At 41.8% G+C, this 22,976-nt stretch carries 22 protein-coding genes and 2 tRNA genes; 13 read left to right on the forward strand and 11 right to left on the reverse strand.

What is annotated here, in order from left to right; genetic code table 11:
- Positions 1-275: 275 nt before the first annotated feature.
- From BP549_RS15465 to BP549_RS15495, 7 genes are all read left to right on the forward strand, one after another.
- On the forward strand, positions 276-554 hold the full coding sequence (locus BP549_RS15465) for a 50S ribosomal protein L44e (protein ID WP_292371957.1): 279 nt from the start codon (positions 276-278) through the stop codon (positions 552-554).
- 6 nt (positions 555-560) lie between these two features.
- The gene (locus BP549_RS15470) at positions 561-749 is read left to right on the forward strand and encodes a 30S ribosomal protein S27e (protein WP_011306561.1); all 189 of its coding nucleotides are present in this window, start codon (positions 561-563) and stop codon (positions 747-749) included.
- 73 nt (positions 750-822) lie between these two features.
- Positions 823-1,629 (forward strand): translation initiation factor IF-2 subunit alpha, encoded by an 807-nt coding sequence (locus BP549_RS15475; RefSeq protein WP_292371962.1) that lies wholly within the window; start codon positions 823-825, stop codon positions 1,627-1,629.
- 6 nt (positions 1,630-1,635) lie between these two features.
- Positions 1,636-1,791 (forward strand): RNA-protein complex protein Nop10, encoded by a 156-nt coding sequence (locus tag BP549_RS15480; RefSeq protein ID WP_292371964.1) that lies wholly within the window; start codon positions 1,636-1,638, stop codon positions 1,789-1,791.
- Positions 1,792-1,800: 9 nt separating this feature from the next.
- Positions 1,801-2,571, forward strand: coding sequence for a proteasome assembly chaperone family protein (locus BP549_RS15485; RefSeq protein WP_292371966.1), 771 nt, complete (start codon positions 1,801-1,803; stop codon positions 2,569-2,571).
- Positions 2,572-2,676: 105 nt separating this feature from the next.
- Positions 2,677-4,038, forward strand: coding sequence for a TIGR00375 family protein (locus BP549_RS15490; protein WP_292382100.1), 1,362 nt, complete (start codon positions 2,677-2,679; stop codon positions 4,036-4,038).
- Between the two features lie 147 nt (positions 4,039-4,185).
- A tRNA-Ser gene (locus tag BP549_RS15495) sits at positions 4,186-4,269 on the forward strand.
- Between the two features lie 193 nt (positions 4,270-4,462).
- Here BP549_RS15495 and BP549_RS15500 read toward each other — a convergent pair.
- Positions 4,463-5,842 carry a formylmethanofuran dehydrogenase subunit B gene (locus BP549_RS15500; RefSeq protein ID WP_292382102.1) on the reverse strand — a complete coding sequence of 460 codons (1,380 nt, stop codon included), beginning with the start codon at positions 5,840-5,842 and terminating at the stop codon, positions 4,463-4,465.
- Between the two features lie 578 nt (positions 5,843-6,420).
- On the opposite strand from BP549_RS15500, the gene BP549_RS15505 reads away from it, so the two are divergent.
- The 3 genes from BP549_RS15505 to BP549_RS15515 all read left to right on the forward strand — a co-directional run bounded on the left by BP549_RS15505 (position 6,421) and on the right by BP549_RS15515 (position 7,982).
- A complete protein-coding gene (locus BP549_RS15505) occupies positions 6,421-6,675 on the forward strand; it encodes a TOBE domain-containing protein (RefSeq protein WP_292382104.1) in 255 nt (84 codons plus the stop codon).
- A gap of 121 nt (positions 6,676-6,796) precedes the next feature.
- Positions 6,797-6,988 (forward strand) — tRNA-Trp (locus BP549_RS15510).
- Between the two features lie 229 nt (positions 6,989-7,217).
- Positions 7,218-7,982, forward strand: coding sequence for a hypothetical protein (locus BP549_RS15515; RefSeq protein WP_292382106.1), 765 nt, complete (start codon positions 7,218-7,220; stop codon positions 7,980-7,982).
- Positions 7,983-8,099: 117 nt separating this feature from the next.
- Here BP549_RS15515 and BP549_RS15520 read toward each other — a convergent pair whose 3' ends face one another.
- The 6 genes from BP549_RS15520 to groES form a co-directional block, all read right to left on the reverse strand.
- On the reverse strand, positions 8,100-9,296 hold the full coding sequence (locus tag BP549_RS15520) for a pyridoxal phosphate-dependent aminotransferase (protein ID WP_292382107.1): 1,197 nt from the start codon (positions 9,294-9,296) through the stop codon (positions 8,100-8,102).
- Between the two features lie 251 nt (positions 9,297-9,547).
- Positions 9,548-10,180 (reverse strand): hypothetical protein, encoded by a 633-nt coding sequence (locus tag BP549_RS15525; protein WP_292382109.1) that lies wholly within the window; start codon positions 10,178-10,180, stop codon positions 9,548-9,550.
- On the reverse strand, positions 10,158-11,042 hold the full coding sequence (locus BP549_RS15530) for a queuosine precursor transporter (RefSeq protein WP_292382110.1): 885 nt from the start codon (positions 11,040-11,042) through the stop codon (positions 10,158-10,160). Before BP549_RS15530 ends, BP549_RS15525 begins: the two co-directional genes overlap by 23 nt.
- 162 nt (positions 11,043-11,204) lie before the next feature.
- Positions 11,205-12,032 carry a hypothetical protein gene (locus tag BP549_RS15535; RefSeq protein WP_292382112.1) on the reverse strand — a complete coding sequence of 276 codons (828 nt, stop codon included), beginning with the start codon at positions 12,030-12,032 and terminating at the stop codon, positions 11,205-11,207.
- 199 nt (positions 12,033-12,231) lie between these two features.
- A complete protein-coding gene (gene groL / locus BP549_RS15540; protein ID WP_292382113.1) occupies positions 12,232-13,842 on the reverse strand; it encodes a chaperonin GroEL in 1,611 nt (536 codons plus the stop codon).
- 124 nt (positions 13,843-13,966) lie between these two features.
- Positions 13,967-14,245: a co-chaperone GroES gene (gene groES / locus BP549_RS15545; protein ID WP_292382114.1), complete on the reverse strand. Its 279-nt coding sequence runs from the start codon at positions 14,243-14,245 to the stop codon at positions 13,967-13,969.
- Positions 14,246-14,482: 237 nt separating this feature from the next.
- Here groES and BP549_RS15550 point away from each other — a divergent pair, with 237 nt between their 5' ends.
- Complete coding sequence (locus BP549_RS15550) at positions 14,483-14,890, forward strand: helix-turn-helix domain-containing protein (RefSeq protein WP_292371985.1); 408 nt, start codon at positions 14,483-14,485, stop codon at positions 14,888-14,890.
- A 128-nt stretch (positions 14,891-15,018) separates the two neighbouring features.
- Entirely contained in the window at positions 15,019-16,143 is a 1,125-nt protein-coding gene (locus BP549_RS15555; RefSeq protein ID WP_292382116.1) for a DUF362 domain-containing protein, read from the forward strand.
- A 309-nt stretch (positions 16,144-16,452) separates the two neighbouring features.
- On the opposite strand, the gene BP549_RS15560 is transcribed toward BP549_RS15555, so the two are convergent.
- Together BP549_RS15560 and BP549_RS15565 are read right to left on the reverse strand one after the other, a co-directional pair.
- Positions 16,453-18,396 carry a PRC-barrel domain-containing protein gene (locus BP549_RS15560; protein WP_292382118.1) on the reverse strand — a complete coding sequence of 648 codons (1,944 nt, stop codon included), beginning with the start codon at positions 18,394-18,396 and terminating at the stop codon, positions 16,453-16,455.
- Between the two features lie 143 nt (positions 18,397-18,539).
- Positions 18,540-19,355: a PRC-barrel domain-containing protein gene (locus BP549_RS15565; RefSeq protein WP_292382119.1), complete on the reverse strand. Its 816-nt coding sequence runs from the start codon at positions 19,353-19,355 to the stop codon at positions 18,540-18,542.
- 569 nt (positions 19,356-19,924) lie between these two features.
- On the opposite strand from BP549_RS15565, the gene BP549_RS15570 reads away from it, so the two are divergent.
- A complete protein-coding gene (locus tag BP549_RS15570; RefSeq protein ID WP_292371992.1) occupies positions 19,925-20,143 on the forward strand; it encodes a transcriptional regulator in 219 nt (72 codons plus the stop codon).
- A 68-nt stretch (positions 20,144-20,211) separates the two neighbouring features.
- Here the strand turns inward: BP549_RS15570 and BP549_RS15575 are convergent, their stop codons facing one another.
- Positions 20,212-20,793, reverse strand: coding sequence for a hypothetical protein (locus BP549_RS15575; protein WP_292382120.1), 582 nt, complete (start codon positions 20,791-20,793; stop codon positions 20,212-20,214).
- A 136-nt stretch (positions 20,794-20,929) separates the two neighbouring features.
- Positions 20,930-22,906 carry an MASE3 domain-containing protein gene (locus tag BP549_RS15580; protein WP_292382121.1) on the reverse strand — a complete coding sequence of 659 codons (1,977 nt, stop codon included), beginning with the start codon at positions 22,904-22,906 and terminating at the stop codon, positions 20,930-20,932.
- Positions 22,907-22,976 lie beyond the last annotated feature (70 nt).

Below are 22,976 nucleotides of genomic sequence, written 5' to 3' on the forward strand. Positions count from 1 at the left end.
TTAGTAGTAGCTTAAACTTGTTAACGCTATTTGACCTCGCCTTGATAGAAGGTTTTCACGTGATACCAAGATTGAAAGAGGTCTGAAAAATTTCAAGTTCATCCAATCAAAGGCTTCCCAAATAAGATCTTCCCAGGATCTAAACGCCATACGTAACGCCATACGTAACGCCATACGTAACGCCATACGTATTATTTCCATATGTAAATAATGCCTTTCCGCAAAAGCCGGAGAAGGCAAGCTGAATACCAATAATCATTAAAAAGGTGTTAAGAATGAAGATTCCAAAGAGGTTCAGAACTTACTGCCCGTTCTGTAAGACCCATCAAGAAGTAGTCGTTGAAAGGGTCAAGAAGGGTCAGGCTTCATCAATGGCCCACATTACGAGGCAGAAGAACAGACAGCAAGGCATAGGGAACAGCGGAAAGTTCTCCAAGGTACCTGGTGGCGACAAACCCACAAAACGTATCTGGCTCAGATACCGCTGCACAGTATGTAAGAAAGCTCACCAGAGACCCTGCTTCAGGGCAAAGAAGTTCGAGTTCAAGGAGTAAGATAAAATGGTAGACTATATCCAGAGGCCAAAAAGCAGGTTCCTGCGCGTAAAGTGCAACGACTGCGAAAACGAACAGATCATATTCGGAAGCGCTAGCCGTAAAATCACCTGCGTTGTCTGTGGACGGACCCTTGCCGAACCAACCGGTGGAAAATCGACAATTACTACTCATATTCTGGAAGTGCTTGAATAACCGAACAGGTAAAAGCACTTTACAGCATTAGAGTAACAAGTAACAAAGATATAAAACTAGAGAAGTGGTGCGAATGGGAAACGATAACTGGCCCGAAGTCGGAGAATTCGTTGTCTGTACTGTAAAGAATGTAACGGATTTCGGAGCCTATGTCGAGCTTGAGGAGTTCGGAGGAAGAGAAGGTTTTATTCATATCTCCGAAATTAAAGCAGGCTGGGTCAAGTACGTCAGGGACTACGTAAGGGAAGGGCAGAAGATAGTCTGCAAGGTTCTTAACGTGGACCCTTCCCGCGGCCACATAGACCTTTCATTGAAAGACGTAAACGAGCACCAGCGGCGCGCTAAAATCCAGGAATGGAAAAATGAGCAAAAAGCCGCTAAATGGCTCCAGTTCGTGGCTGAAGAGACGAAAACCGATGAAGGTACCCTGGAATCTTTGCACGAAAAACTCGTAGAAGAGTTCGGAAGTGCATATACAGCCTTTGAAGAAGCTGCCATCGAAGGGGAGAAAGCCTTCAAAGGAGTCAAAATTAATAAAAAATACTTAAAGAGCATAATCAAAATTGCAGGGGAAAACATCAAACTGCCTTTTGTAGACATTGCAGGCTATGTTGATCTGACTTGTGACCTTCCAAATGGCATAGAAATCATAAAGCAAGCCCTGAGTGCTGCAAATTCTATCAATGATGTTGATGGAAAAGACATAAGGCTTGAAATAAGTTACACAGGGGCTCCAAGATACCGAATCAAGGTAATTGCCCCGGATTACAAGAAAGCCGAATCAGTCCTTAAAAAGTCTGCCCAGACAGCAGTCGATACTATTGCCAAACTTGGCGGACATGGGACTTTCAAGCGGCACATCGAATCGGCAAAGGCGTGATATCCTTTGGGACAAAAGATCCGCAAATGCAAAAATTGCGGTAGGTACACTTTAAGGGAAATTTGTCCGGTTTGTGGGGGAAAAGTTTTTCCTGCACATCCGGCCCGCTTTTCTCCTCATGACCCTTATGGCAAGTACCGCAGAATGGCAAAGAAAGGATAAGGAATTGTTATGCAACAAAGTACACTTGTCCGCCTGAAAGAAAATCTTGAACTTAATAAACCAATCCTTGTAGTAGGACTTCCAGGAGTAGGACTCGTAGGTAAGCTAGTGGCAGAGCATTTGGTAGACGAACTAGGGGCTGAAAAAATTATTGAGGTTTATTCCCCACATTTTCCACCTCAGGTTCTGGTCAATAAAGACTGTACGGTCCGTCCTGTAAGCAATATTATATATTACGCAAAAGCGAAAGAGAATGATATCCTTTTCCTTGTAGGAGATCATCAGAGCACGACCTCGCAAGGGCATTACGAGCTCTGTTCGCTTTATCTTGACATTGCACAGGAATTTGGAGTGCCGAGAATTTACACACTCGGAGGGTATCCCACAGGCAAACTGACCTATGAGGAAACTGTCCTTGGGGTCGCCAATAACACGAAATTGATTGAAGAAATCAAAGAGTATGGGGTAGAGTTCAGGGAATCTGAACCCAGCGGAGGTATAGTTGGAGCATCGGGCCTGCTTGTAGCTTTCAGCAAGATGCGAGGTATTGATGCTGCCTGTCTTATGGGCATGACCCCAGGATATCTAATGGATCCTAAAAGCGCCCAGTCCCTTCTAAAGGTGCTCTGTAGGATATTCGGGATCGAGGTAAACACAGAGTCTCTTGAGAAAAAGGCAGAGGAAATGGAAAGCATCCTTGAAAAGCTAAAGGAAAAAGAAGAGCAACAGACCTTCCAGGAAGTCAAACCGACTGAAGAAGACCTGCGCTATATAGGGTGACAGGACCTTAGAAATAAAATAATCAGGAAATTAAAAATAATATCTAACTAAGGTTATTATTAAGGCAAGAGCTGAAAATTAGAGTTTTCCGGTAAAGGGAAAGGAATGAAAGTCAACACAGATCTCCATCTCCACTCAAAATACTCCATGGCATCTTCCAAAAAAATGGAACTGCCGACAATTGCAAGGGAGGCTTCAAAAAAAGGGATGGAGTTAATCGGTACTGCTGACTGCACTCATCCGAAGTGGCTTGAAGAGATCAAAAGAGTAGCCGTTTCGGATGAAGAAATCCGCATAGATGAGATTTATTTTATCCCTACTACCGAGGTAGAAGATAGCAAACGCGTGCACCATCTCCTTATTTTGCCTTCGATTTCAAAAGCTGAAGAGTTGGCCGAGCGCATTGCTCCTTTTGGCAACCTTGAATCCGATGGCCGCCCGAGTATCAGGCTGGATGGCAGTGAAATTGCCGAAATTGCAAAAGATATCGGAGCTCTTATTGGCCCCTGCCATGCCTTTACGCCCTGGACCGCTCTTTACGGCTACCATGACAGTCTGAGAAGCTGCTACGGGGACATGACAGATTATATTTCTTTTCTGGAGCTTGGCCTGAGTGCGGACAGCGATTATGCCGACCGAATAGAAGAGCTTCACCGCCTGACTTTTCTTTCGAATTCAGACGCTCATTCCCCTTCGACTAACAAACTGGCAAGGGAGTTTACACAGTTTGATATGCCTGAGCTTACCTTTGACGGCTTGAAAAAAGCTATTCTCAGAGAGCAGGGATATAAAGCTACTTTGAATGTAGGGTTCTTTCCCGAAGAGGGAAAATACAACCGATCAGCCTGCATTAAGTGTTTTACCCAGTATCCTCTGCCTGAAGCCGTAGAGAATAAGTGGCGCTGCCCGATCTGCGGAGGCGTCATAAAGAAAGGGGTTTTCGACCGAGTTAATGAACTTGCAGACTTTAAAGAGCCAAAACACCCTGATTACCGTCCTCCTTACCTACACCTAATTCCTCTTGCCGAGATTATCCAAATGGCTCTCGGCCATGCAAGCGTTCAGACAAAAGGCGTGCAAACAGCCTGGAATAAACTTATAGAGCGCTTTGGGAACGAAGTCAAAGCTCTTATTTACTCCGAGCCTGAAGACCTGAAAATCGTTGGTGACGACCGGATAGTAAATGCAATTCTGGCTTTTAGGAAAGGAAATGTAATAATCCATCCCGGTGGAGGTGGCCAGTACGGCTGGCTTGAGCTGCCTGAAAACCTGAAAAATGAGGAAATTCGGCACACAGGACAGCTTTCATTTGCAGACCTCGAAAAGGTAAATCCAGGGAAAATAACTAAGTCTAAGGAGAAGAAGGACAAGAAGACTCGGAAAGAGACTGAAGAAAGCGAAAAAGAAGGATCACGAGATAAAGAGTCGGATGAAAATGCAGGCCAGAGTTCACTTTTCGATTTTTGAGGTGTTAATTTCAGATTTTGAGGTATAGATCCTGCTTATGACAAAATATATAAGAAAGAAGGTATATTCACTAACCCTGCATCTGAAACATGTTAAATCAAAAACGTTGGGCAATGCCCGAGAATTTTCCTAATTTAAAAACAAAATGCCCAGGTAGTCTAGTGGTAAGGCGACGGTCTCGAAAACCGTTTCTTCTTTGGGAGAGCGCAGGTTCAAATCCTGCCCTGGGCGTGGATCTTTAAATTAAAAATTTAAATAAAAACTACTTGCTCTTAAATAGTAATTTTGCTCTTTTCCTTATATTCCTTTGTAAGTTCTACGTATTCCTCAGCATTTTTTGATATGGCCTCGATTTTTACTTCTTCGAGTTCTCTTTTGCTTGAAACCAGTAAGATTTTCAGAATTATTTTTCATTCTCAGAAACTTAGTTGACTATTTGAAATCTGAGATCTCGAAGAGAAATTTTGAATTTTAAGATCAGCATTATATGTAAAAGAAAAAATGCCAAATTGATTTTTTTCTCTTTTATTTTTTCAAAGAGCTGTTTTAAGGTATCTTCATTACTCTGAGTGAATTTAAATGGAGAATCAAGGAACGGTTCAAAGTAAATAGGCAAATCGTCAAATCTGTAGAACGTCCCGTCACATTCCATGGCGTCCATGACTCCTGGAAGCACAATGTCTGAGATCGACATAGTTGGACAAGGAACTGTATCCAGGCAGATCAAAGGAATTTCTGCAAGGTAAGCTGCACAGTCAGGTGGGATCTGACTCAAAAGATCAGCACATATTACAAAAGCTGCATCTACGTCCTTTTCTCTAAGTAAATCCACGGTTGTGAATTCTCCAGGGTTGTAACGTGGGTATCCACGCGTGAAGTCAAGCCCGAAGGGGTAACCGTACATGTAGGAAGCAACCTGGTTAAAGCCTGCCACGTTGCAGTGACTACGGATAACTCCAATGGTAAATTTGGAATAATTGTTCAGCTCTTTCACAAGGTTCATGGCAATTTCAATATTCCTGTACTTCCCAAGGGATGAAGAGAGTCCAACTCCTACTGAGATCGTCCCAAAGTTGCAGTTCTTCATCATATCGAGCATATCTTCCATAACAGGAATGGAAACTCCTGTAATCTCCTCTATGGAATGATGAGGAGTTTTTCTATGTAAAAGCGTCAAGAGTGCGCTTATTAGCTCATAGTCGGAGTCCGGGTTAAGCTGCACGTGCAGGTCAGAAGCTTTAGCAGTTAGAGTTTTTCTTGGGTCTACAGTAATGATTGTCCTGTCAAAACGCCCACGTTTTGTCCAGTAACCTCTGGGGAAAACCCCATATCTGGACATCTGCCTGGGCATGGATTCAAGTGGATTTGTTCCCCAGTAGACCATGAGATCTCCCCTGTTTTTCTTTTGTCCTTCAGTTGCACCTATTTTTCCGGCTTCCTGAGTTCCCATCACTGTGGCCCCATTGACGATTGTATCAACAGTTGCACCCAAATATTCTCCTATCATAAGCCCCACTTCATGTGCTTCACATGAAGTTTCACTGCCTATGAAAATCAGGGGGCGCTTCGCCGAAGCCAGGATGTCCGCAGCTATTTCAAGGGCTCCATCCCAAGAAACTGGTCTTGATTTCCCTCCGAACTTTAGAAGGGGCTGTTTAAGTCTTTGGGGACTTGTAATCTCCTTAAATCTGGAAATCCCCATCTTGCATACATTTTTAGCTTCAATCTTTTCATCCTTGATTTCAACCTGGATATCGTCGCAGGCAGCCCCACAGACAGGACAGACTATGTTTTTGAAAAACATAATCAATGCCCTCCAGCATAAAATTTTGGTATTGTATATTCGGTGCACATTTCAGAAAAAATCGATAGTAGCGTCTCATCTTGCATTTTACTTGCCTCTCAACATTGTTCTGTGCACTGCACAGCAGTTCATTTCCATGCTAATGAATAATGCACAGTAATTTCACAGCACTGTACCATTTTTATGAACTAGTACTTCAATGTCAACAGGTTTTCAGGAATACGCCTTTTTCCCTGCATCCTGGAAGACGGGTGGGGGAATTAAGGAGAGACCATAAACTTTCCAGATCCCAATAGAAAAAATCCGCGTTCAAATCTTTTGCTGTCGTTTACCAGTTAGTAGATTCCCAGACCTACGTTTGTTACCAGTAAACTAATTTCTCTTTCAAATTCATATAACTTATATAAAGAATTTGCATTAGGAAATAAATTTACAACTAAAATATAAACATACCGGTTCCTAGATTTCAAGTGGAAATTTTATGTTCCTTTTAAAAACCTGACTATACATAGGAAACTAACCACATAGGAAACTAACTTTATTAATTCTTAAGATTCACATGGAGATATATTTATATAGTGGTTGACGGAAGTTTAATTTCCGTGTTGAATGGAGGATCAAATATAAAATTAAGCGCAAGCAACGTTTTAAAAGGTAAGGTTAAAAGCATTGTCACCGGGATGGGAAGCTCTGAAATCATAACAGAATTGCCAGAAGCAACAGAAATCACTTCCATCATCACAAAAACATCAGCTGAAAATCTGAACTTAAAAATAGGAAACGAGATTTATGCATCATTCAAGGCCTTAAGTGTGATGATAGCCACGGATTAATTACTTATTTTTTTCATCAGTTGATGATGAAAAAGTATAATCAACATAAAAACATTAGTTCGTGCCGTAAACTATTTAATAGAGAACGGATATTTCAGTTCCTTGCGAAATATTCTATAAAGGGGCTGTGGCCTAGCCCGGCATGGCGATGGGCTCCAGCGGATAAATGATGAACAACGGGTCTACCGAGTCTTTCCCGACGGGGCAGGACAATGAGGAACCGTTGGAGCACTGATAGATGCTCACCAGAAAACTGTATAAGCAGTTGTTCGGAGATACCCGTCGATCGTGAGTTCGAATCTCACCAGCCCCACATTTTTCTTTAATTTTACTTTTCTACATCATTCTTTTAACATTTTCTCCCATATTTTCGGATCTCGTATCAATTTTGGTGAATTTAGAGGTTTAATTCTTTAATACTTAGGTATGTAGAGAATGATAAAAAGTAATACTTTCACGTAACTTCCCCAACGGTTAATAATCTGCAGATCCAATCTTCTTCTACCTGCTCAAACCTGCTCAACAGCAAGCGAGGTTCTATCTTGAGGCACGAAAAAGAAGAAGTAGCTGTCCTTGTCAGAGCCGTTCCCGAGAAAAGCAAAAAGGATGGGAATGGGCATGCCGTCGGGATAATCGGTATTAATAAGCATGGAGAACTGCTGAGGCTCTATCCTCTGGGATTCAGATACGGGGAAGGACTGGTTGATTTCAGGAAGAATGACCTGCTAGAATTTACGGTTACCAGACCTGAGCATGATGTCAGGTGGGAGAGCAGGAAAGTCCTCAGTCACGTGAACCTGGAAAAGCCCCTTAAAGAGAGGGAAATAAAAGAGCTTGTCCTGCCGCTCGTAACATCTATTGAAAAGCTAAATCTCAAGGGAGCGACCCTTGGAGTGGTAAAACCGAAAATCTTAGACCTCGAAATAAAGGTGAACAGCACTGAGGCTTATGACCGGCAGCAGTATTTTAATCTCATAGGAGATTTTCTGGAAAAAGGGGAAAAAGCTGCCCGAATGCCTGTCGAGATCAGGTATTTTTTCAAGTGTGAGGGAGAAAATGCCTGCAGGGGGCATAAAATAACCCTGCTCGACTGGGAATTTAACGAAGATGTGCGGAATATCATAAGGGACGAGCAGGAGCCGGCAGCCATAGAGAGTAAAATAAAAAAGCATTTCTCGGACCTCATGAAAGAAAGAGAACTTTATTTTATCATGGGGACGCATTTCACGTATGGAACCTGGATTATAACAGGACTTTTCTGGCTGGAAAAAAACGGAAAGCTTCAGAGCAGTCTTTCCGAATTTTAAAATAATAGAAAGAAAAAAATTGGTTAGAAAGTTAGAAATGATAAAGAAAAGAGTGGCCTAACTCAAGAATTAACCTAACTCAAGAATTAACCTAACTCAAGAATTAACCTAACTACATTATAGAATTTCTAATCCTTCAAGTTCCTTTTCCAAAAAGGCTTCCAGCCTATCCATACCTTCTTTTATATTTTCGATGCTATTGGCGTATGAAAAACGTAGATAACCTTCAGCCCCGTTACCGAAATCGATTCCAGGCGTGACTGCAACGCCAGCTTCGTTAAGGATACGGCGACTCAATTCCAAGGAGTCGCTGCCGTACTTGCGAGCATCGGCAAGGACATAAAAAGCTCCCGTTGGCTCCTTGCGGACATCAAGGCCCATTCCAATAAGTCTTTTTAACATATATTGGCGGCGTGTATTATAAGTCTGGATCATCTTGTCAACGTGTTCCTGCGGACCTTTGAGAGCCGCGATTCCTGCCTCCTGGACAAAGGAATTGGCGCAGATAAAAAAATTCTGGTGGATTTTCTGAATTGCACGGACGCACTCAGGAGGACAAATAATATAGCCGAGCCTCCAGCCGGTCATTGAATATAATTTGGAAAAGCCATTCAGGACAAAGGCGTTTTTCGTATACTCCAGAATAGTGTGCTCTTCTCCGCTATAGATCAGACCCTGGTAGATTTCGTCTGAGACAATAGGAATTCCTTTTTCATCTGCGATCTCGGCAAGGCCCTGCAAGCTTTCCGGAGACATGACATGACCTCCAGGATTTGAAGGACTGTTAATCAGGATGGCTTTAGTATTCGAGCTCAAGCACTGCCTTACTGTTTCGGGTTCCAGAGCAAACCCATTTGTCTCGCTCGTGTAAACAAAAACAGGAGTTCCACCCAGATATTTCACGAAATTTGGATAGCAAGCATAATGAGGGTTCGACATTATGACTTCATCCATTTTCTCAAGCAGGGCCATAAAAACAATCAAGAGAGCCGGACTTGTGCCGGATGTTACAATAACCTGATCCGGGCTAAGCTCGACTCCGAACTTCTGCTGGTAAGATTCGACTATTGCCTCTCTGAGCGAAAGAAGTCCTTGGCTGTGAGTGTATTTTGTGGATCCCTGGTAAATAGCAGCACAGGCGGCTTCACAGATATGGGGAGCCGTAGGAAAATCAGGTTCTCCTATCTCGAGATGAATTATTTGTTTTCCCTCAGCTTCCAGAGCCTGAGCACTTTCCAGCACTTCCATCACATAGAAAGGAGGGATATCTTCAGATTTTTTTGATAGGATGCATTCGGAGTTTATTGAAAACATAAAAGACCTTCTGAAAATCAATTGTTGTGAAAGGAGCTGAGGTAAAAGCAAGTAACACCGCTGAAGTTATACCTATATTTGAAACTGCGTATGCTTTCAAGATTTAAATATCCTGTGGGAAAAACAGAATCAGAAATAATAGGATAGGAAGAAAAAGGCCGAATCCTAAGAGGCCCGAAAGGAAAAAGGGTAATTCCTGAGAAAATTGGGAGAAAAAACTAGTTCCTTGTATGAAACCAGTATTTAAGAGCTTAATTTCTTGGCATGGTTTTTTCGAGAATTTTTACATCTGAACTGCTCCAGCCCTGGTCTTCAAGTATTTTCACAAAATCAAGCTGGAAAGCTTGGAATTTTTCAAGATTCTCAGGGATAATACTAAGGAAGTCATAGTCCCCATATGCTCCTGCAAAGAAGGAAGATACTGTTTCCTCAAACTTTTCTTCGATTCTCTGCGGGTACCAGAATCCGTTCTGTGAGAGTAAAACAATGTTAGGATCAGGAACAGGAATATCATCCGAGTAAATGTAAAGCCCTATGGAAACCTCTTCCCCGTACTTTGCAAGAACCAGTTTTTTCTCAAATCCTGATTTCTGGAGCTTAAGAAACCATTCGCCCTTTAAAAGATCAGCAGTTTCATTGAGAACTCCATGGGCTTTGAGTATCTTTTCTGCTACCTTTTGTATTTCCAAGATAGAATTTTTGCGCTGCTCCTCGGACATTTCAAGACAGGGCATACAGCTTTCACCGGCTGGAACCCCAGCATACTGAGCCTCCCCCTCACCGGGTTTTTTCGTTTCTTCGCCTTTTCCTTCAGATTCTTTTCCCGCCCCCCACTGAACATCAGGAACAGTCTGCCGCATATTATATTCTGGATATTTTACCATAACTTTGCACCCCTATATTATAATAGGAATACTCATAAATATTAGGTGTTCTGCAAGTCTTCTCGCAAACCTTTTCAAAAAGGTTTGATCGAAAACGTCGTGACGGTATGATAAAACGGCGCAACGGTTTGGTTGAAATTTCATGATCCGGGCTTTTTTCAGGCGCCAAATTTGTTTCTGCCTTAACCGAGTTGGTATTCCGGTTTTTCCCGGAGTCAGAACCCTTATTCTCATTTTCGGAAGCAAGCCACCTGACTCCAAGATATACAAATGGGGTATCAAGAAGAGCGAAAATCACTTTAAGAGTCCAGAGCGGCAAAACCATAGAGAATATCGCAACTGCATCCATCTCAGGAGCTGCATGATAGAAAGCAATAAACATAAAAACGATAGAATCAAACAGCTGGGAAACAATTGTTGAAAGGTTATTTCTAAGCCACAGGTATTTGCCCTTCGTTTTCTGCTTCCAGAAATTAAAAGCCCAGAGATCGTGGTACTGGCTTATAATAAAAGCGATCATACTTGCCAGAATAACTCGCAAGGAGTTTGAAAAAACGCAGTTATAAGCCTCATCGTGCGGATATAGAGGGGAAGGAGGGAGACCTGTACTTGCAAATACAAAAAGTACAGCAATGCAGAGTGAAAGAAAACCTGCGTGTACAAAAATCTTTGATACTTCTTTTCCCTTGACCTCTTCTACTATATCTGTAATAAGAAAGGTAATCGGATATCCGAAAATCCCTACTGAGGTTACGATTCCAAAGATCTCAATTAGCTTGCTGCCTAGAAGATTTCCAAGGAGCAGAGAGCTGACAAAAGCTGTCAGCAAAAGTTGGATTTTATAATCTATAGATTGTTTCATGAATTCTCAGGGTTTAAGTTGGGTTTGGCGGGTTGGAATGGAATTGGGGATTGAATATGGATTTAGGGATAAATTATAAGCGGAATATTATAATTTATAAAATACCGGTTCACCGGATTCAGGAAAGACGAGCTGTAAAGTAAGGGCTGCAGAAGCAAAAAGTTACTTGAAACGCTCTGCTCTTCTGAAAAGGTTTTGAGGTGACCGGTCTACCTCATCACATATGACCTTGTGAGGAATAGAAGAGGGCAGAATAGAACAGGCCTGGCTGTCCGTGCCTCGCAGCCCCCAGGTCTCGTCTGTGAGCAGGAAATAAGAGTTTTCAAGCCTGATACCTTTTGATTTCAGGGAAGAAAGAATCTCTGGATTTGAGAGGTCTTTTTGAATTTCTTCCGCAGCTTTTACCTGAGTGCCTGGTCCTCCTTTTTTTACAGGATAAAGTAGATCATCAGAAAGGATTTTTTCCATCGTTCGGACTACCAATCTGTAACAAGTTTTTTTATTGGTTGACATTTCCGGCACTTTCTCAAGATAAAAAACATTGCTCTTATTGCGGGCAATATCCAGGAGAATATCTTCACGTCTTGAAAAAGATTCTACATTACATGTAGATATACTTGATAAAAAAATAGGAAATTTTTTGGATAGGCTGTCTGCAGCTGCCTGATTCATCTTCTCACGGGGAATATACTCAAAGCTGATCCTGGACCCTGAAAACTCCTTATCTAATTCCTGCACCTTTCCCTGAAAAACTTTTACGGCTTCAGTAGAATCATTATAAATAATTATTTCCGTATCACCTTTGAAAAAAATCCTGACAAGGGATATGGCAAAATTAAGGGCTGCAAGCTCGCAATCAAGATTATTGTGAGGTTGATCCTGGACTTTAGTCGTTGACTGGTGAATCTGCCTGCTGTCCCGGAGTAGCACGCAGCCGATATAGGCGTCTTCGTTTTCATTGTAGGATGAGTCACAATAGACTTCAAGCATCTTTACTTTCACCTTTCTGGTAGAGAGAATCTACAGTAAAACAAAACTGGATGATTATAACAGAGAAACTATAGATTAACTGTTATTGATATTGATAATTATGCTCTTACAAAAGTATTACGCTAATTCTAGAAAAAGGCTTTCAGTCTTTACTGCTGAAAAGAAAAATAGGAAAAGAGAAAGAAGAGAAAAGCTGTAATCAGATAATTATCGTAGCTCCCCTTTCGTCCTTTTCTTCATTAAAGTCCGTGACAAGGGCTTCGGTTGTAAGTACCATTCCTGCAATCGAGGCCGCGTTCTGGAGGCCGCTTCTGACCACTTTCGTAGGGTCAATGACGCCTGCTTCGAAAAGATCTTCAAAGACATCTTTCTTTGCGTTGTACCCAAAGAGCTCGCTGGATTCAGCCCTGATGGTTGCAACGACCTCAGCACCTTCCTTGCCTGCATTTTCAGCGATCTGGCGTACCGGTTCCTCAATAGCTCTCTGGACTATCTTTACGCCTACCTCCCTGTCGCCTTCAAGTTTCAGGGAGTCCAGAATAGCAGTTGCACGGAAAAGACTTATTCCACCACCTATAACCACACCTTCTTCAATTGCGGCTTTTGTTGCATTGAGAGCATCATCAATTCTCATCTTTTTCTCTTTCAGCTCGGTTTCGGTTGCAGCTCCTACTTTGATTACTGCGACCCCGCCTCCTAACTTTGCCTGGCGCTTTTTGAGTTCAGTCTTCCTGTAGTCCGTATCTGCAATGTTAACCTGAGCTTCGATGAGGCTGACCCTTTCCTTAATCTTTGCTTTATCGCCCCTGCCTTCCACAATGATGGTCTTGTGGTTGTCAACTGTGATTTTCCTGGCACTTCCGAGCATATAGTCATCGAATTCCTCAAGCTTCATACCTTTGTCTTCGGTGATTACCTGCCCGCCTGTCAGTACGGCAATATCTTCAAGCATCTCCTTTCTCTCATTTCCAAATCCAGGAGCCTTGACAGCACAGACTCTCAGTGCCCCGCGAATAATATTCAGGATCAGAGCAGCCTGGGCATCCCCATCGACATCGTCGGCAATAATAAGGAGAGAACGACCTTCAGAAGCGACTTTTTCAAGTACGGGAACTATCTGCTTCATGCTGTTGATTTTCTTGTCCGTGATCAGGACATAAGGATCATCAAACTCACAGACCATCTTCTCGGTATCGGTTGCCATATAAGGAGATACAAAGCCCCTGTCGAACTGCATTCCTTCTACAACGTCCAGGCTGGTTTCCATTGTTTTGGAGTCCTCAACTGTGATTACTCCGTTGTAGCCGACTCTTTCCATGGCATCTGAGATTAAATTGCCTATTTCTTCATCGTTATTTGCAGAAACTGTAGCTACCTGTACGATTTTCTCCTTACCCTTTACCTCAACGCTCTTGCTCTTGAGATAGCCTACAACATTTTCTGTTGCAATCTCGATACCTTTCTTGACATCTATCGGGTTTGCTCCGGCACTGATATTTTTCAGGCCTTCTCGAATCATACTTTGGGCAAGAAGAGTTGCAGTAGTTGTTCCATCTCCGGTATTGTCCTGAGTTTTGGAAGCAACTTCTTTGACAAGCTTGGCCCCCATATTTTCAAACTTGTCATGAAGCTCGATTTCCTTTGCAATGGTTACCCCATCATTTGTGACCACAGGTTTTGTACTTTTATCCAGCACAACATAGCGTCCTTTCGGCCCGAGAGTTATCTTGACAGTATTTGCAACTTTGTCCACACCGTTTAAGAGTGCCTTTCTTGCATTCTCATCAAACATTATTTGCTTTGAAGCCATCTGTATTCACCTAGATTAAAACCAAGTCATTTCCAAATCAAGTTTGAATTATACTCTTGAATTTCGTGAATTTACTTTGAATATTATTCTTACCTATGTTCTTCAGAATCGGCCTCGTTCAACGTTATTCTTCAGCAATTGTTGCCAGAATGTCTTTGAAGTCGACAAACAGGTACTTTTCGTCGTCAATTTCAATTTCATCTGACTGATACCCCCCATAGATCACATGGTCACCTTTCTTCAGGGGAAGCTCCTTTCCATCTTCAAAAGTCCCTACAGCAATAACAATACCTTCCTTTTTCTCCTGCCGTGCAGACTCAGGAATATAGATCCCGCCTTTTGTCACTTCTTCTTTCTTCTGGTGCTTAAGCAAGACTCGTTCGCCAATAGGTCTGATAATCACTCTATTGTTCCTCCTTATACGTAAGTGACCCCATGTTAGCTGAACATTAACTTGTAGCTATGAGTTAATATGGGATTTGTCAATATATTGAACGCTCGTGCGCTCAACTATCTGCATATAATGCGGAACTCATATTTAAAAATTGCTGGAAAAATAAATAAGATTCTGAAAAAATCGAAATGATATCGACAAAATGAAAAGAAATTATATATATGAAATATTCTAAAATATACATAGATGGTTCAACAGATAATCCTCAGATACCTTGAAAAACCTCACGTCAAAAGCCTTGAAGACGATCTTCTGTGGTTATGTGATAGTTTTGGCTTTTCTTCGGGCAGGGATACAGAAAATACAGCGACCAGAATAGTTTTTAGTCTACTTGACAGACTCTCGAATGATGAAATAACTTCCTCAGAAGCCCTTGCTGAAGATCTTGAGATAAAAATATCCAGGGTAAACCATCATCTCAGGAATCTTAACGATTCAGGTCTCCTTTACAGAAAAAAACGCATGGTATATCTTCGCGGAGGAAGCCTGAAGGCTGCAGTAAAAGAAATGCGAAAAGACTCGGAAAGGATTTTTGATGAGCTCGAAAGCATAGCTGAAGAGATAGATTTAAGAGTAGGGATAAAAAACCGATAAGAAAAGGAAAATAAAACCGGTGAAAAATGAGGTAAAAATCGATAAAGGATAAGATAAGAGTTCAAGAGCAAATCAATTAATTATAACCGGAAAGAAATTCAATAATAAACCCATTTATTTTTCCAGCCGTGAACCGAGTATCCATAGTCCGCTGCCCTGATTATTCTTACACAAAAAGAGCTATAGCTGAAGCTCTGGAACTTCTCGGAGGCCTTGAGAATATAGTCCATCCCGGTGACCGCGTACTTCTTAAACCGAATATCCTTGCGGCTGCCTCTCCAGAAAGTGCAGTAACTACTCATCCATCAGTTGTAGCTTCAATGTGCGAGCTCGTAATTCAGGCCGGAGGGAAACCCATAGTTGGGGACGGAGCTGGAATTTCAAGGCCAGGAGCCACTTCAAAAGCCCTGAAAATTTCAGGTATAGAAGAAGCTGCCCGAAAGGCCGGAGCAAAGGTAGTAAATTTCGAAACCGCAGGCTTTACCCTGGTAGACGTCCCTGACCCTTTGCAGTTCCACAAACTATACATCGCAAACCCTGTCCTCGAAGCCGATGTAGTAATATCACTCCCAAAATTAAAAACTCATGAACTTACCTATTACACAGGTGCAGTCAAGAACTTTTTCGGAACTCTCCCTTTAAGATGCCGAAAAGAGGCGCATCTTCTTGGAAAAAGGGACCTTTTTGGCGAAGCTGTTGCTGATATATACTCAGTTGTCAGGCCAGGCTTTGCAGTTATGGACGGGGTTATCGGCATGGAAGGAAACGGACCTTCTCATGGGAAACCCGTAAACTCCGGGGTAATTCTGGCAAGTAAGGATTGTGTTTCCCTGGATATTGTTGCTGCAGAAATGATAGGTTTTGACCCCCTCAAAATTCCCACGACTGCAGGGACCATGAAAAAAGGTTTTGGAAACCAGTGTCCTGTTGTGGTCGGAATTCCATTAAAAGAAGTCAAAATGAAATTCAAACCGTCTAGCGGAGGAGTCAGTACAGCTCCTTCCTTTCTTACCCGCAATCTTGGCAAATATTATAAGATTTATCCCAGGATCAACCGGAGAAAATGCACTCACTGTGGAGCCTGTTATTTAAATTGCTCTCCACATGCTGTTGAGCGACTCGAAGATGGAAGTTACAGGATCAATGAGGAGAAGTGCATCCTGTGTTATTGCTGTCGCGAACTGTGCCCCAGTGATGCGGTAGAAATCAAAAAATCGCTGCTTGCAAGGCTTTTGACAGAAAAGATAATCTGAGAAAAGATAATCTGATATGTAAAACGTGACAATATATCAAAAACGTAAACAGAAAGGTAACAGAAAATTAACAGAAAGGTAACAGAAAGGTAACAGAAAGGTAACAGAAAATTAATAGGAAATTAATAGGAAATTAATCCTCTTAATTGATTTGAAGTCGTAAAATAAAGTTCAGACTTTTGCAATAAGCCGAACATAATCTAGCTAACATTTTTACTTTTGATATAATTTAGTTGAGGGAGACATGCTAATATGCCTCTCTCAGACGTTTATTTGTATTTCCACCTCTCTGCTATCACCCTTTCTCTTTCAGTGATATTTGCGTTCTCGCCTTTCTGCTACCGCTTTTTCTCTTTCCAGCCGCTCAAGCCTCTCTTCATCTGTTTCTGTCTTTTCCAGCTGTTCTATCCGCTCTTTTTCCTGCCGCGCTATTACTTCTTCTGCCGTTTCCAGGGGTCCCGCCCTCTCAGTGCGAGCTGTCCTCTGTGGTTGAGTGGTCTCCCTAGGCATTCCTGCAGCCACGCCTGTCTGCCAGTAAGGCTGGTATCCATAATAGATGTAGGTTCTGGAGAGCTCCTCACGAGTTAATGGCCAGTTGTCCTTGTCAAAGCCTTCTGCCCTTTCCAGGACATCCTTTGGAATATCAAGTAAGAAGGCATGCTCATGCGGCCTCAGTGTAAAAGCCTGCCAGGGAATTGCAAAGAATTTATCGGCCATGCCCAGGAATCCGCCAAAGGAAAGCACTGCATATGCTATTTTACCATTTTCGAGGTCAATCATTAGTTCTTCGATCCTTCCAAGGTCTTCTCCAGCAGCATTGACGACTCTATCTGTTTTTATCGTACTTGCTGACAAAAAGTCCGGCATTTCTCTACCTGCCATAACTTTCGTCTGGATCAGAGTCTCGGCTTCTGCCCGCTCTCTCTCCAGCTGTGCCAACCTTTCTCTCTCTTTCTCGGCCTGACTTTCTACTTCAACACGTTCTCTTTCCAGCTGTGCCAGTCTCTGCCTCTCGGTCTCAGCCTGTCTCTGGGCTTCTGTACACTCCCTTTCCAGTTGAGCCAGTCTATCTCGGCGGGTTCCCTCCTGTACCTGTACTGACCTCAACTCTTCTTCAAGACGGGTTACGGATTCCATTTTTTCCTGTCTTCTTGCTTCTTGTAACTCTTTCTCCAGCTGTGCTAACCTTTGTTTTTCAGCCTGTGCCTGCCTTTCAGTCTCAATCCGCTCTCTTTCCAGACGCGCCAGCCTTTCCCTTTCAGTCTCTACCTGTTTCTCAGATTCCATCCGCTGTTTTTCTAGCTGTGAGATTTTTTCTTCCTGCGTTCTCCTTAGCTCTTCAAGCCTTTCTCTTTCTTGCTGCGTCTTTCTCTCTTCTTCTGTTCCTACAAGTGGAGCCTGTCTTTCTCTTTCCATTCTGGCCATCCGTTCAGATTCGCTTTCAACTGGCATTGCTGCCGAAACTCCTGCCTGCGCTGCCATCCCTGTCTGCCAGTAAGGTTGATACCCATAGTAGCTGTAGGTTCTGGAGAGCTCTTCACGAGTTAAAGGCCAGTTGTCCTTGTCAAAGCCCTCTGCATTATCAAAAGTCTCTTTCGAAACATTAAGAACAAAAGCGTGCTCATGTATTTTTAGTGTAAAAGCCTGCCAAGGAATAGCAAACAATTTGTCGCCCAAACCGAGAATTCCACCATGGGAGACAACAACATACCCTACTTTTCCATCCTGGAGATCGATCATAAATTCTTCGATCTTCCCAATATCCTCTCCAGCTGTATTAACGACCTTATCCCCTTTTAGCGTGCCTGCGGACAAGAAATCTGGATTTTCCCTATCTGTAGACGTGCTTCCCATCCTAGCCATCCTTTCAGATTCTGTCTCTCCAGGCATTCCTATCTGCCAGTAAGGCTGGTATCCATAGTAGCCGTACACAGTGGAAAGCCACTCACGAGAAGTAATAGGCCAGTTATCTTTGTCAAAACCTTCTGCCTTTTCAAGATTTTCTTTAGGAATGTCAAAGACGAAGGCATGGTCATGAAGCCTTAGGGTAAGAGCCTGCCAGGGAATAGCAAATAATTTGTCGCCCAGACCTAGAAATCCACCGAAAGAAAGTACTGCAAATGCCAATCTTCCGTCACGGAGGTCAATCATTAATTCTTCAATCTTTCCAAGGTCCTCTCCGGCTGCATTGATGACCTTGTCCCCTTTTAACGTGCTTGCTGACAAAAAGTCTGGATTATTTCGATCTGCCATAGTTCCAACTCCCTATATTTTAGAAAATATGCGTTTAAACGCCTGTAACTGGAGCACAGTTTCGAATTTCTCCCCCGATTAAGTTTATTCTAGCATCTTTACTTGCCAGAAAATTAATGCCTATATCTCTATCCAATTAAGATTCAGAGATTACCTGGCCTATTTTCTATTCTCTGTGCCTGCCAGTATGGCTGGTATCCGTAGTAGCTGTACATTGTAGAAAGCCATTCACGGGTAGTTACAGGCCAGTGCTCCTTATCAAAACCTTCGGCTTTTTCCAGAACATCCTTGGGAATATCAAGCAGGATGGCATGATCGTGCAATTTCATTTGAAGAGCCTGCCAGGGAATAGCAAACAACTTACTGCCCAGGCCCAAAAATCCGCCAAAAGAGAGTGCGGCATATGCTACTCTTCCTTCCTCAAGATCGATCATTAATTCTTCAATCTTCCCAAGATTTTCTCCGGCTCTATTGACAACCTTATCTCCTTTTATCGTGCTTGCTGACAAAAAATCCGGATTGTCCCTGCTTGCCATAGTTTCCATCCGGGCCATCCTTTCAGATTCGACCTCTCCAGGCATTCCTGTTTGTCCAGCTACTGCTGCCTGCCAGAAAGGCTGGTATCCATAGTAAGCATAAGTTCCGGCGAGTTCTTCACGAGTTAGAGGCCAGTTGTCTTTTTCAAAGCCTTCTGCTTTTTCCAGGACATCCTTGGGAATGTCAAGTAAGAAGGAATGCTCGTGCGGCCTCAGAGTGAGAGCCTGCCAGGGAATAGCAAATAATTTGTCGCCCAGACCCATAAATCCCCCAAAAGACAATACGGCGTATGCTATCCTTCCACTTTGAAGGTCAACCATTAATTCTTCAATTTTCCCAAGGTCCTCTCCTGCCCTATTGACGACCTTATCCCCTTTTATCGTGCCTGCTGATAAAAAATCCGGATTATCCCTATCTGCCATAGTCCAACTCCCTACACTTTAGGAGATTCCCATTTCAAAGACTGCGCCCCCAGACACAGTTACAGAGCATCTCCTCTAATAAATATTATTTTTTTAATGTTACTTAAAACTACCGGAAACATTAGAAGTATTATTTAATGTTATTAAGTAGAAATATATGAATAAATATTAAGAAGAAAAAGTAATAAGATAGTATATTTTTAAAATATGTCTTGTTTTATATTAGGGAAAAATTATCTAGTAAATCGATTAAAATACCTGAAAGATAATCTCCTATGGAAAGCTGTAGTGTTGAAACTGGGAACTAAAAAATGTAAATTTAGGGAGAAAAATTTTCAGAGCATTTAGAGAATCGAGTTTTTGCAGCTTTTCAAAGCTCTTTTTAAGATATTTTATAGATAAGAGTTGTAAAGTCTATGGGTGCTGAAAGAAACGAAAAGCCGGTAATTAAGTTATAACCTTTTCCTTTTTATCTTTTTGAAAGATCTTTTAACCCAGAAAGCCGAAAATAGATATAAAAAAGATTTTTGAGATAATATTTCTGCAATCATACCTTTAAAGGTGATAAAATGCTTCATAACTATATAGATACCGAATACGCTCCGGAAAAATGCTCTCTTTGCAATGGAACCGGACATGCAAATGGCGGAATTTGTGAAGCTTGCGGGGGACAGGGGGATGTACTGGTTGCTCAGCCTGCAATAGTATGCCCTCTCTGTGGCGGGTCAGGAGGTCTTGATAATGGGACTTGCAGGGCATGCGGAGGAAGCGGCTGGGCTCTTTTGTAAAAATACTTTCAAAAAAATAATTGAATAGAAGAGGCTATTTAGAGGGAATCTCTGTGTATTCAGGAAGCCTATCGCTTTTGCCTTTCCCGAAACTCTTCTTTTCTTTCTTCAGGCAAGCAGTCAAAGCAGGTTTCATAGTTTACGGGTTTATACTTATTCCTGCATTTAGGGCAAAGATTCATACCCCTGAGACTTGAAAAATGACAACGTTTGCAGAGCACAATCGCATTTATCAGAGACTCGCATTCTTCTCTTACTTTTTTAGTTTCTTCTTCAATTAACTCTTTAATCCCGGTTTCTTCAAGCCATTCATGATAAAGCTTTTTGAAGTTGCCTTCTTCTGAATCCTCAAGGAGAACTTCAGTAAACTGTTCCTCAAGGTCAGTATGATCAGGTTCGAATTTATGTACAGTTGAGGCTTTATGCCACGTCGGATGGCTTTTATGACGGTGTTTCCCGGTGGGAATATAATCGAATTTCTGGTACCTCTGCCTGTAAATCTCCCTGAACCTGGTATACGCAGCACTGTAAATCTCAGAGCTAACCTTCGCCGGAGAAAAAGCCCTTGGAATGTGAACACACAGGGAATCGGAAGACCCGCACCACTCACAGATCTTGCCTTTGAGAAATTCAGCCCTTTTTCTTTCCATTCTTTTGTGTTGCGTTTCATAGAGTGACCTCAAGAAGATTAACTTAAAAATGGACTTTTTTACATAGCTAAGGCAAGAGAAAAAAGTTTCCCAAAAAGAAGAATATGGAATAAAGATATTTCGAAATTAGAAGTTTTTATTTTCCTTTATTGCTGAAGCAGATAATATATTTTGTTCCATGGTCTCTTTTAAGCTCTATACAACCATTGATTTGTTCGACAAGAATATTTACAAGCTGGAGCCCCAGGGAGTCGGTATTTTTAAAATCGATATCTTCAGGAATTCCTTTTCCATTATCGGCTACTGTAAGTATGTAATGGGAATTATCATTTATACAGTCCCCACAATCCTTATTCGGATCTGAAAGCCCATACTGTGCAGTAAAAGTTTCAGCTCTACAAAAATTTATGCTGATTTCGCCTTCTTTTCCCGCGGAAAAAGCATGCTTCAGGGAATTTGAAACAAGCTCATTTATAATAATTCCAAGAGGAATTGCAATATTCATGCCCAGACAAACCTGTTCAAGGTTCAATTTGAGGCTTATATTTTTGTTTCCTACATTATAGGAACTGAAAAGATCTGCTGTTAGCTTTCTCAAGTAGTCTGAAAAATCGAAGGAATCCGTACTTTCACTCTCATGGAGTTCTTCATGGATCATTGCGATGGATTCAACACGGTTCTGGCTCTCTCTGAATGCTTCGAGTACCTCTTTGTCTTCGAATTTCTCTGCCTGCAGGCTGAGGAGAGACGAAATTACCTGAAGATTGTTCTTTATCCGGTGATGAACCTCTTTTATTCGAATTTTGTCTATTTTTTCCAGAGCTTCTTCAGCCATTTTGCGTTCAGTGATATCATAAATCAGACCCTGAAGCTTTCCTGAACTTTCAGATTCACCCGAGATTCTCTGGATAATTTCCCTGAACCATTTTATCTCCCCGTCTTTCTTCTTTATTCGATACTCGCTTTCAACAATAAAACTCGTGTTTAACTTTAACTTTAATTTCTCCCTTCCATTAAAAACAATAGGACGATCTTCAGGTATGATTAATTCCTGCCAATCAACTTTGCCAGAAAGAAAATCCTTCTTTGGGTAACCTGTCATTTCCTCAACAGGACCATGTAGAAATATCAATCTAAAATCTTTGTTAAGCTGAAATCCAATTCCCTGGAGATTTTTCATGAAGGAATTATAATTTTCGGGATCATTTTCGGGATTGTCTTTTACCTCAACACTTCGATGCTCAGTCAAATACTTCTTGCCTATCATTCTGCAAATATGACTGTATTCGTCTCCAAGGAAAACGGCTTTCTGCCTGAAATCTTCTTCCCGGTATTTAAGCTCCCTGAAGAGCAAACTGCAAGGCTCTTCAAATCCGATATCTACAATTGCTTTATAAATCAGGTAAAAAGACAATAATTTAAGGAAGAGACCTATAACACCCAGAGATTCATCTATTTGACTGTAGAATGTAAAGCATAACTCCGCAAAGATTGTCAAGACTATAGATATTGTAAGTAAACTGAAAACTTTTTCTTCGAATCTATCCCTGACCATATAAAGAAGAAAAAGTGAGCAAAGAAGCATGAAAGAAATTAAGTATCCACTTGTAACTTTGAACTGAGTAAATTCTGAACTCTGTAGATAAAAATCCGGGAAATTTTGGAAGAAGAAAATTGAAACCAGACAGGTAACAGTAATTACTGTATATACAAGAAATACTTTCCAGGCAAAAATATCGCTTCCACGGGTTTTGACATCTCTCTCATGGTTCTCTCCAGTACGTGTTAAAAATAACGGGGCTACGAGAAAAGAAGTGCTTTCCAGGAAACTTGCAACTATCCTGAGCTGAACAGTAAGGTTTGTATCAAACCCTGGAAATACCCCCATGCCGTGGAATGCAAGTGTGCTTAGGAAGTTGAAACTCCCGGCAAAAAAAGAGCCAATCCCTAACACTATAAGATATCGATTCTCCAGGCGGCTTCTAGATTTCCATACAATAAGAAATATCACGTATGCAAAGTAGACGCTGAATAATTCTATTACTGTATGAAAGAGGAGATAATTGCTAAGGCTAATAAGATAAAGCAAAATAATAATGGTTATCCAGACCATCACTTCATTGAAGTCTACTTTTAGCGTTTTTTCCCTGACATCTGATATGTTCGATTACCCCCGTTGCGCC

Origin of the sequence: Methanosarcina sp. UBA289, assembly GCA_002496565.1 — an archaeon.
Classification (GTDB): Archaea; Halobacteriota; Methanosarcinia; order Methanosarcinales; family Methanosarcinaceae; genus Methanosarcina.

Coding starts and splice junctions, on each gene's coding strand:
- BP549_RS15500 (WP_292382102.1), bottom strand. CDS start 5,842: ATGTTTTTCAAAAACATAGTCTGTCCTGTCTGTGGGGCTGCCTGCGAC.
- BP549_RS15525 (WP_292382109.1), bottom strand. CDS start 10,180: ATGGTAAAATATCCAGAATATAATATGCGGCAGACTGTTCCTGATGTT.
- BP549_RS15570 (WP_292371992.1), top strand. CDS start 19,925: ATGCTTCATAACTATATAGATACCGAATACGCTCCGGAAAAATGCTCT.
- BP549_RS15550 (WP_292371985.1), top strand. CDS start 14,483: ATGGTTCAACAGATAATCCTCAGATACCTTGAAAAACCTCACGTCAAA.
- BP549_RS15520 (WP_292382107.1), bottom strand. CDS start 9,296: ATGTTTTCAATAAACTCCGAATGCATCCTATCAAAAAAATCTGAAGAT.
- groL (WP_292382113.1), bottom strand. CDS start 13,842: ATGGCTTCAAAGCAAATAATGTTTGATGAGAATGCAAGAAAGGCACTC.
- BP549_RS15490 (WP_292382100.1), top strand. CDS start 2,677: ATGAAAGTCAACACAGATCTCCATCTCCACTCAAAATACTCCATGGCA.
- BP549_RS15530 (WP_292382110.1), bottom strand. CDS start 11,042: ATGAAACAATCTATAGATTATAAAATCCAACTTTTGCTGACAGCTTTT.
- BP549_RS15470 (WP_011306561.1), top strand. CDS start 561: ATGGTAGACTATATCCAGAGGCCAAAAAGCAGGTTCCTGCGCGTAAAG.
- BP549_RS15465 (WP_292371957.1), top strand. CDS start 276: ATGAAGATTCCAAAGAGGTTCAGAACTTACTGCCCGTTCTGTAAGACC.
- BP549_RS15475 (WP_292371962.1), top strand. CDS start 823: ATGGGAAACGATAACTGGCCCGAAGTCGGAGAATTCGTTGTCTGTACT.
- BP549_RS15575 (WP_292382120.1), bottom strand. CDS start 20,793: ATGGAAAGAAAAAGGGCTGAATTTCTCAAAGGCAAGATCTGTGAGTGG.
- BP549_RS15560 (WP_292382118.1), bottom strand. CDS start 18,396: ATGGCAGATCGAAATAATCCAGACTTTTTGTCAGCAAGCACGTTAAAA.
- BP549_RS15485 (WP_292371966.1), top strand. CDS start 1,801: ATGCAACAAAGTACACTTGTCCGCCTGAAAGAAAATCTTGAACTTAAT.
- BP549_RS15565 (WP_292382119.1), bottom strand. CDS start 19,355: ATGGCAGATAGGGATAATCCGGATTTTTTATCAGCAGGCACGATAAAA.
- BP549_RS15580 (WP_292382121.1), bottom strand. CDS start 22,906: ATGGTCTGGATAACCATTATTATTTTGCTTTATCTTATTAGCCTTAGC.
- BP549_RS15535 (WP_292382112.1), bottom strand. CDS start 12,032: ATGCTTGAAGTCTATTGTGACTCATCCTACAATGAAAACGAAGACGCC.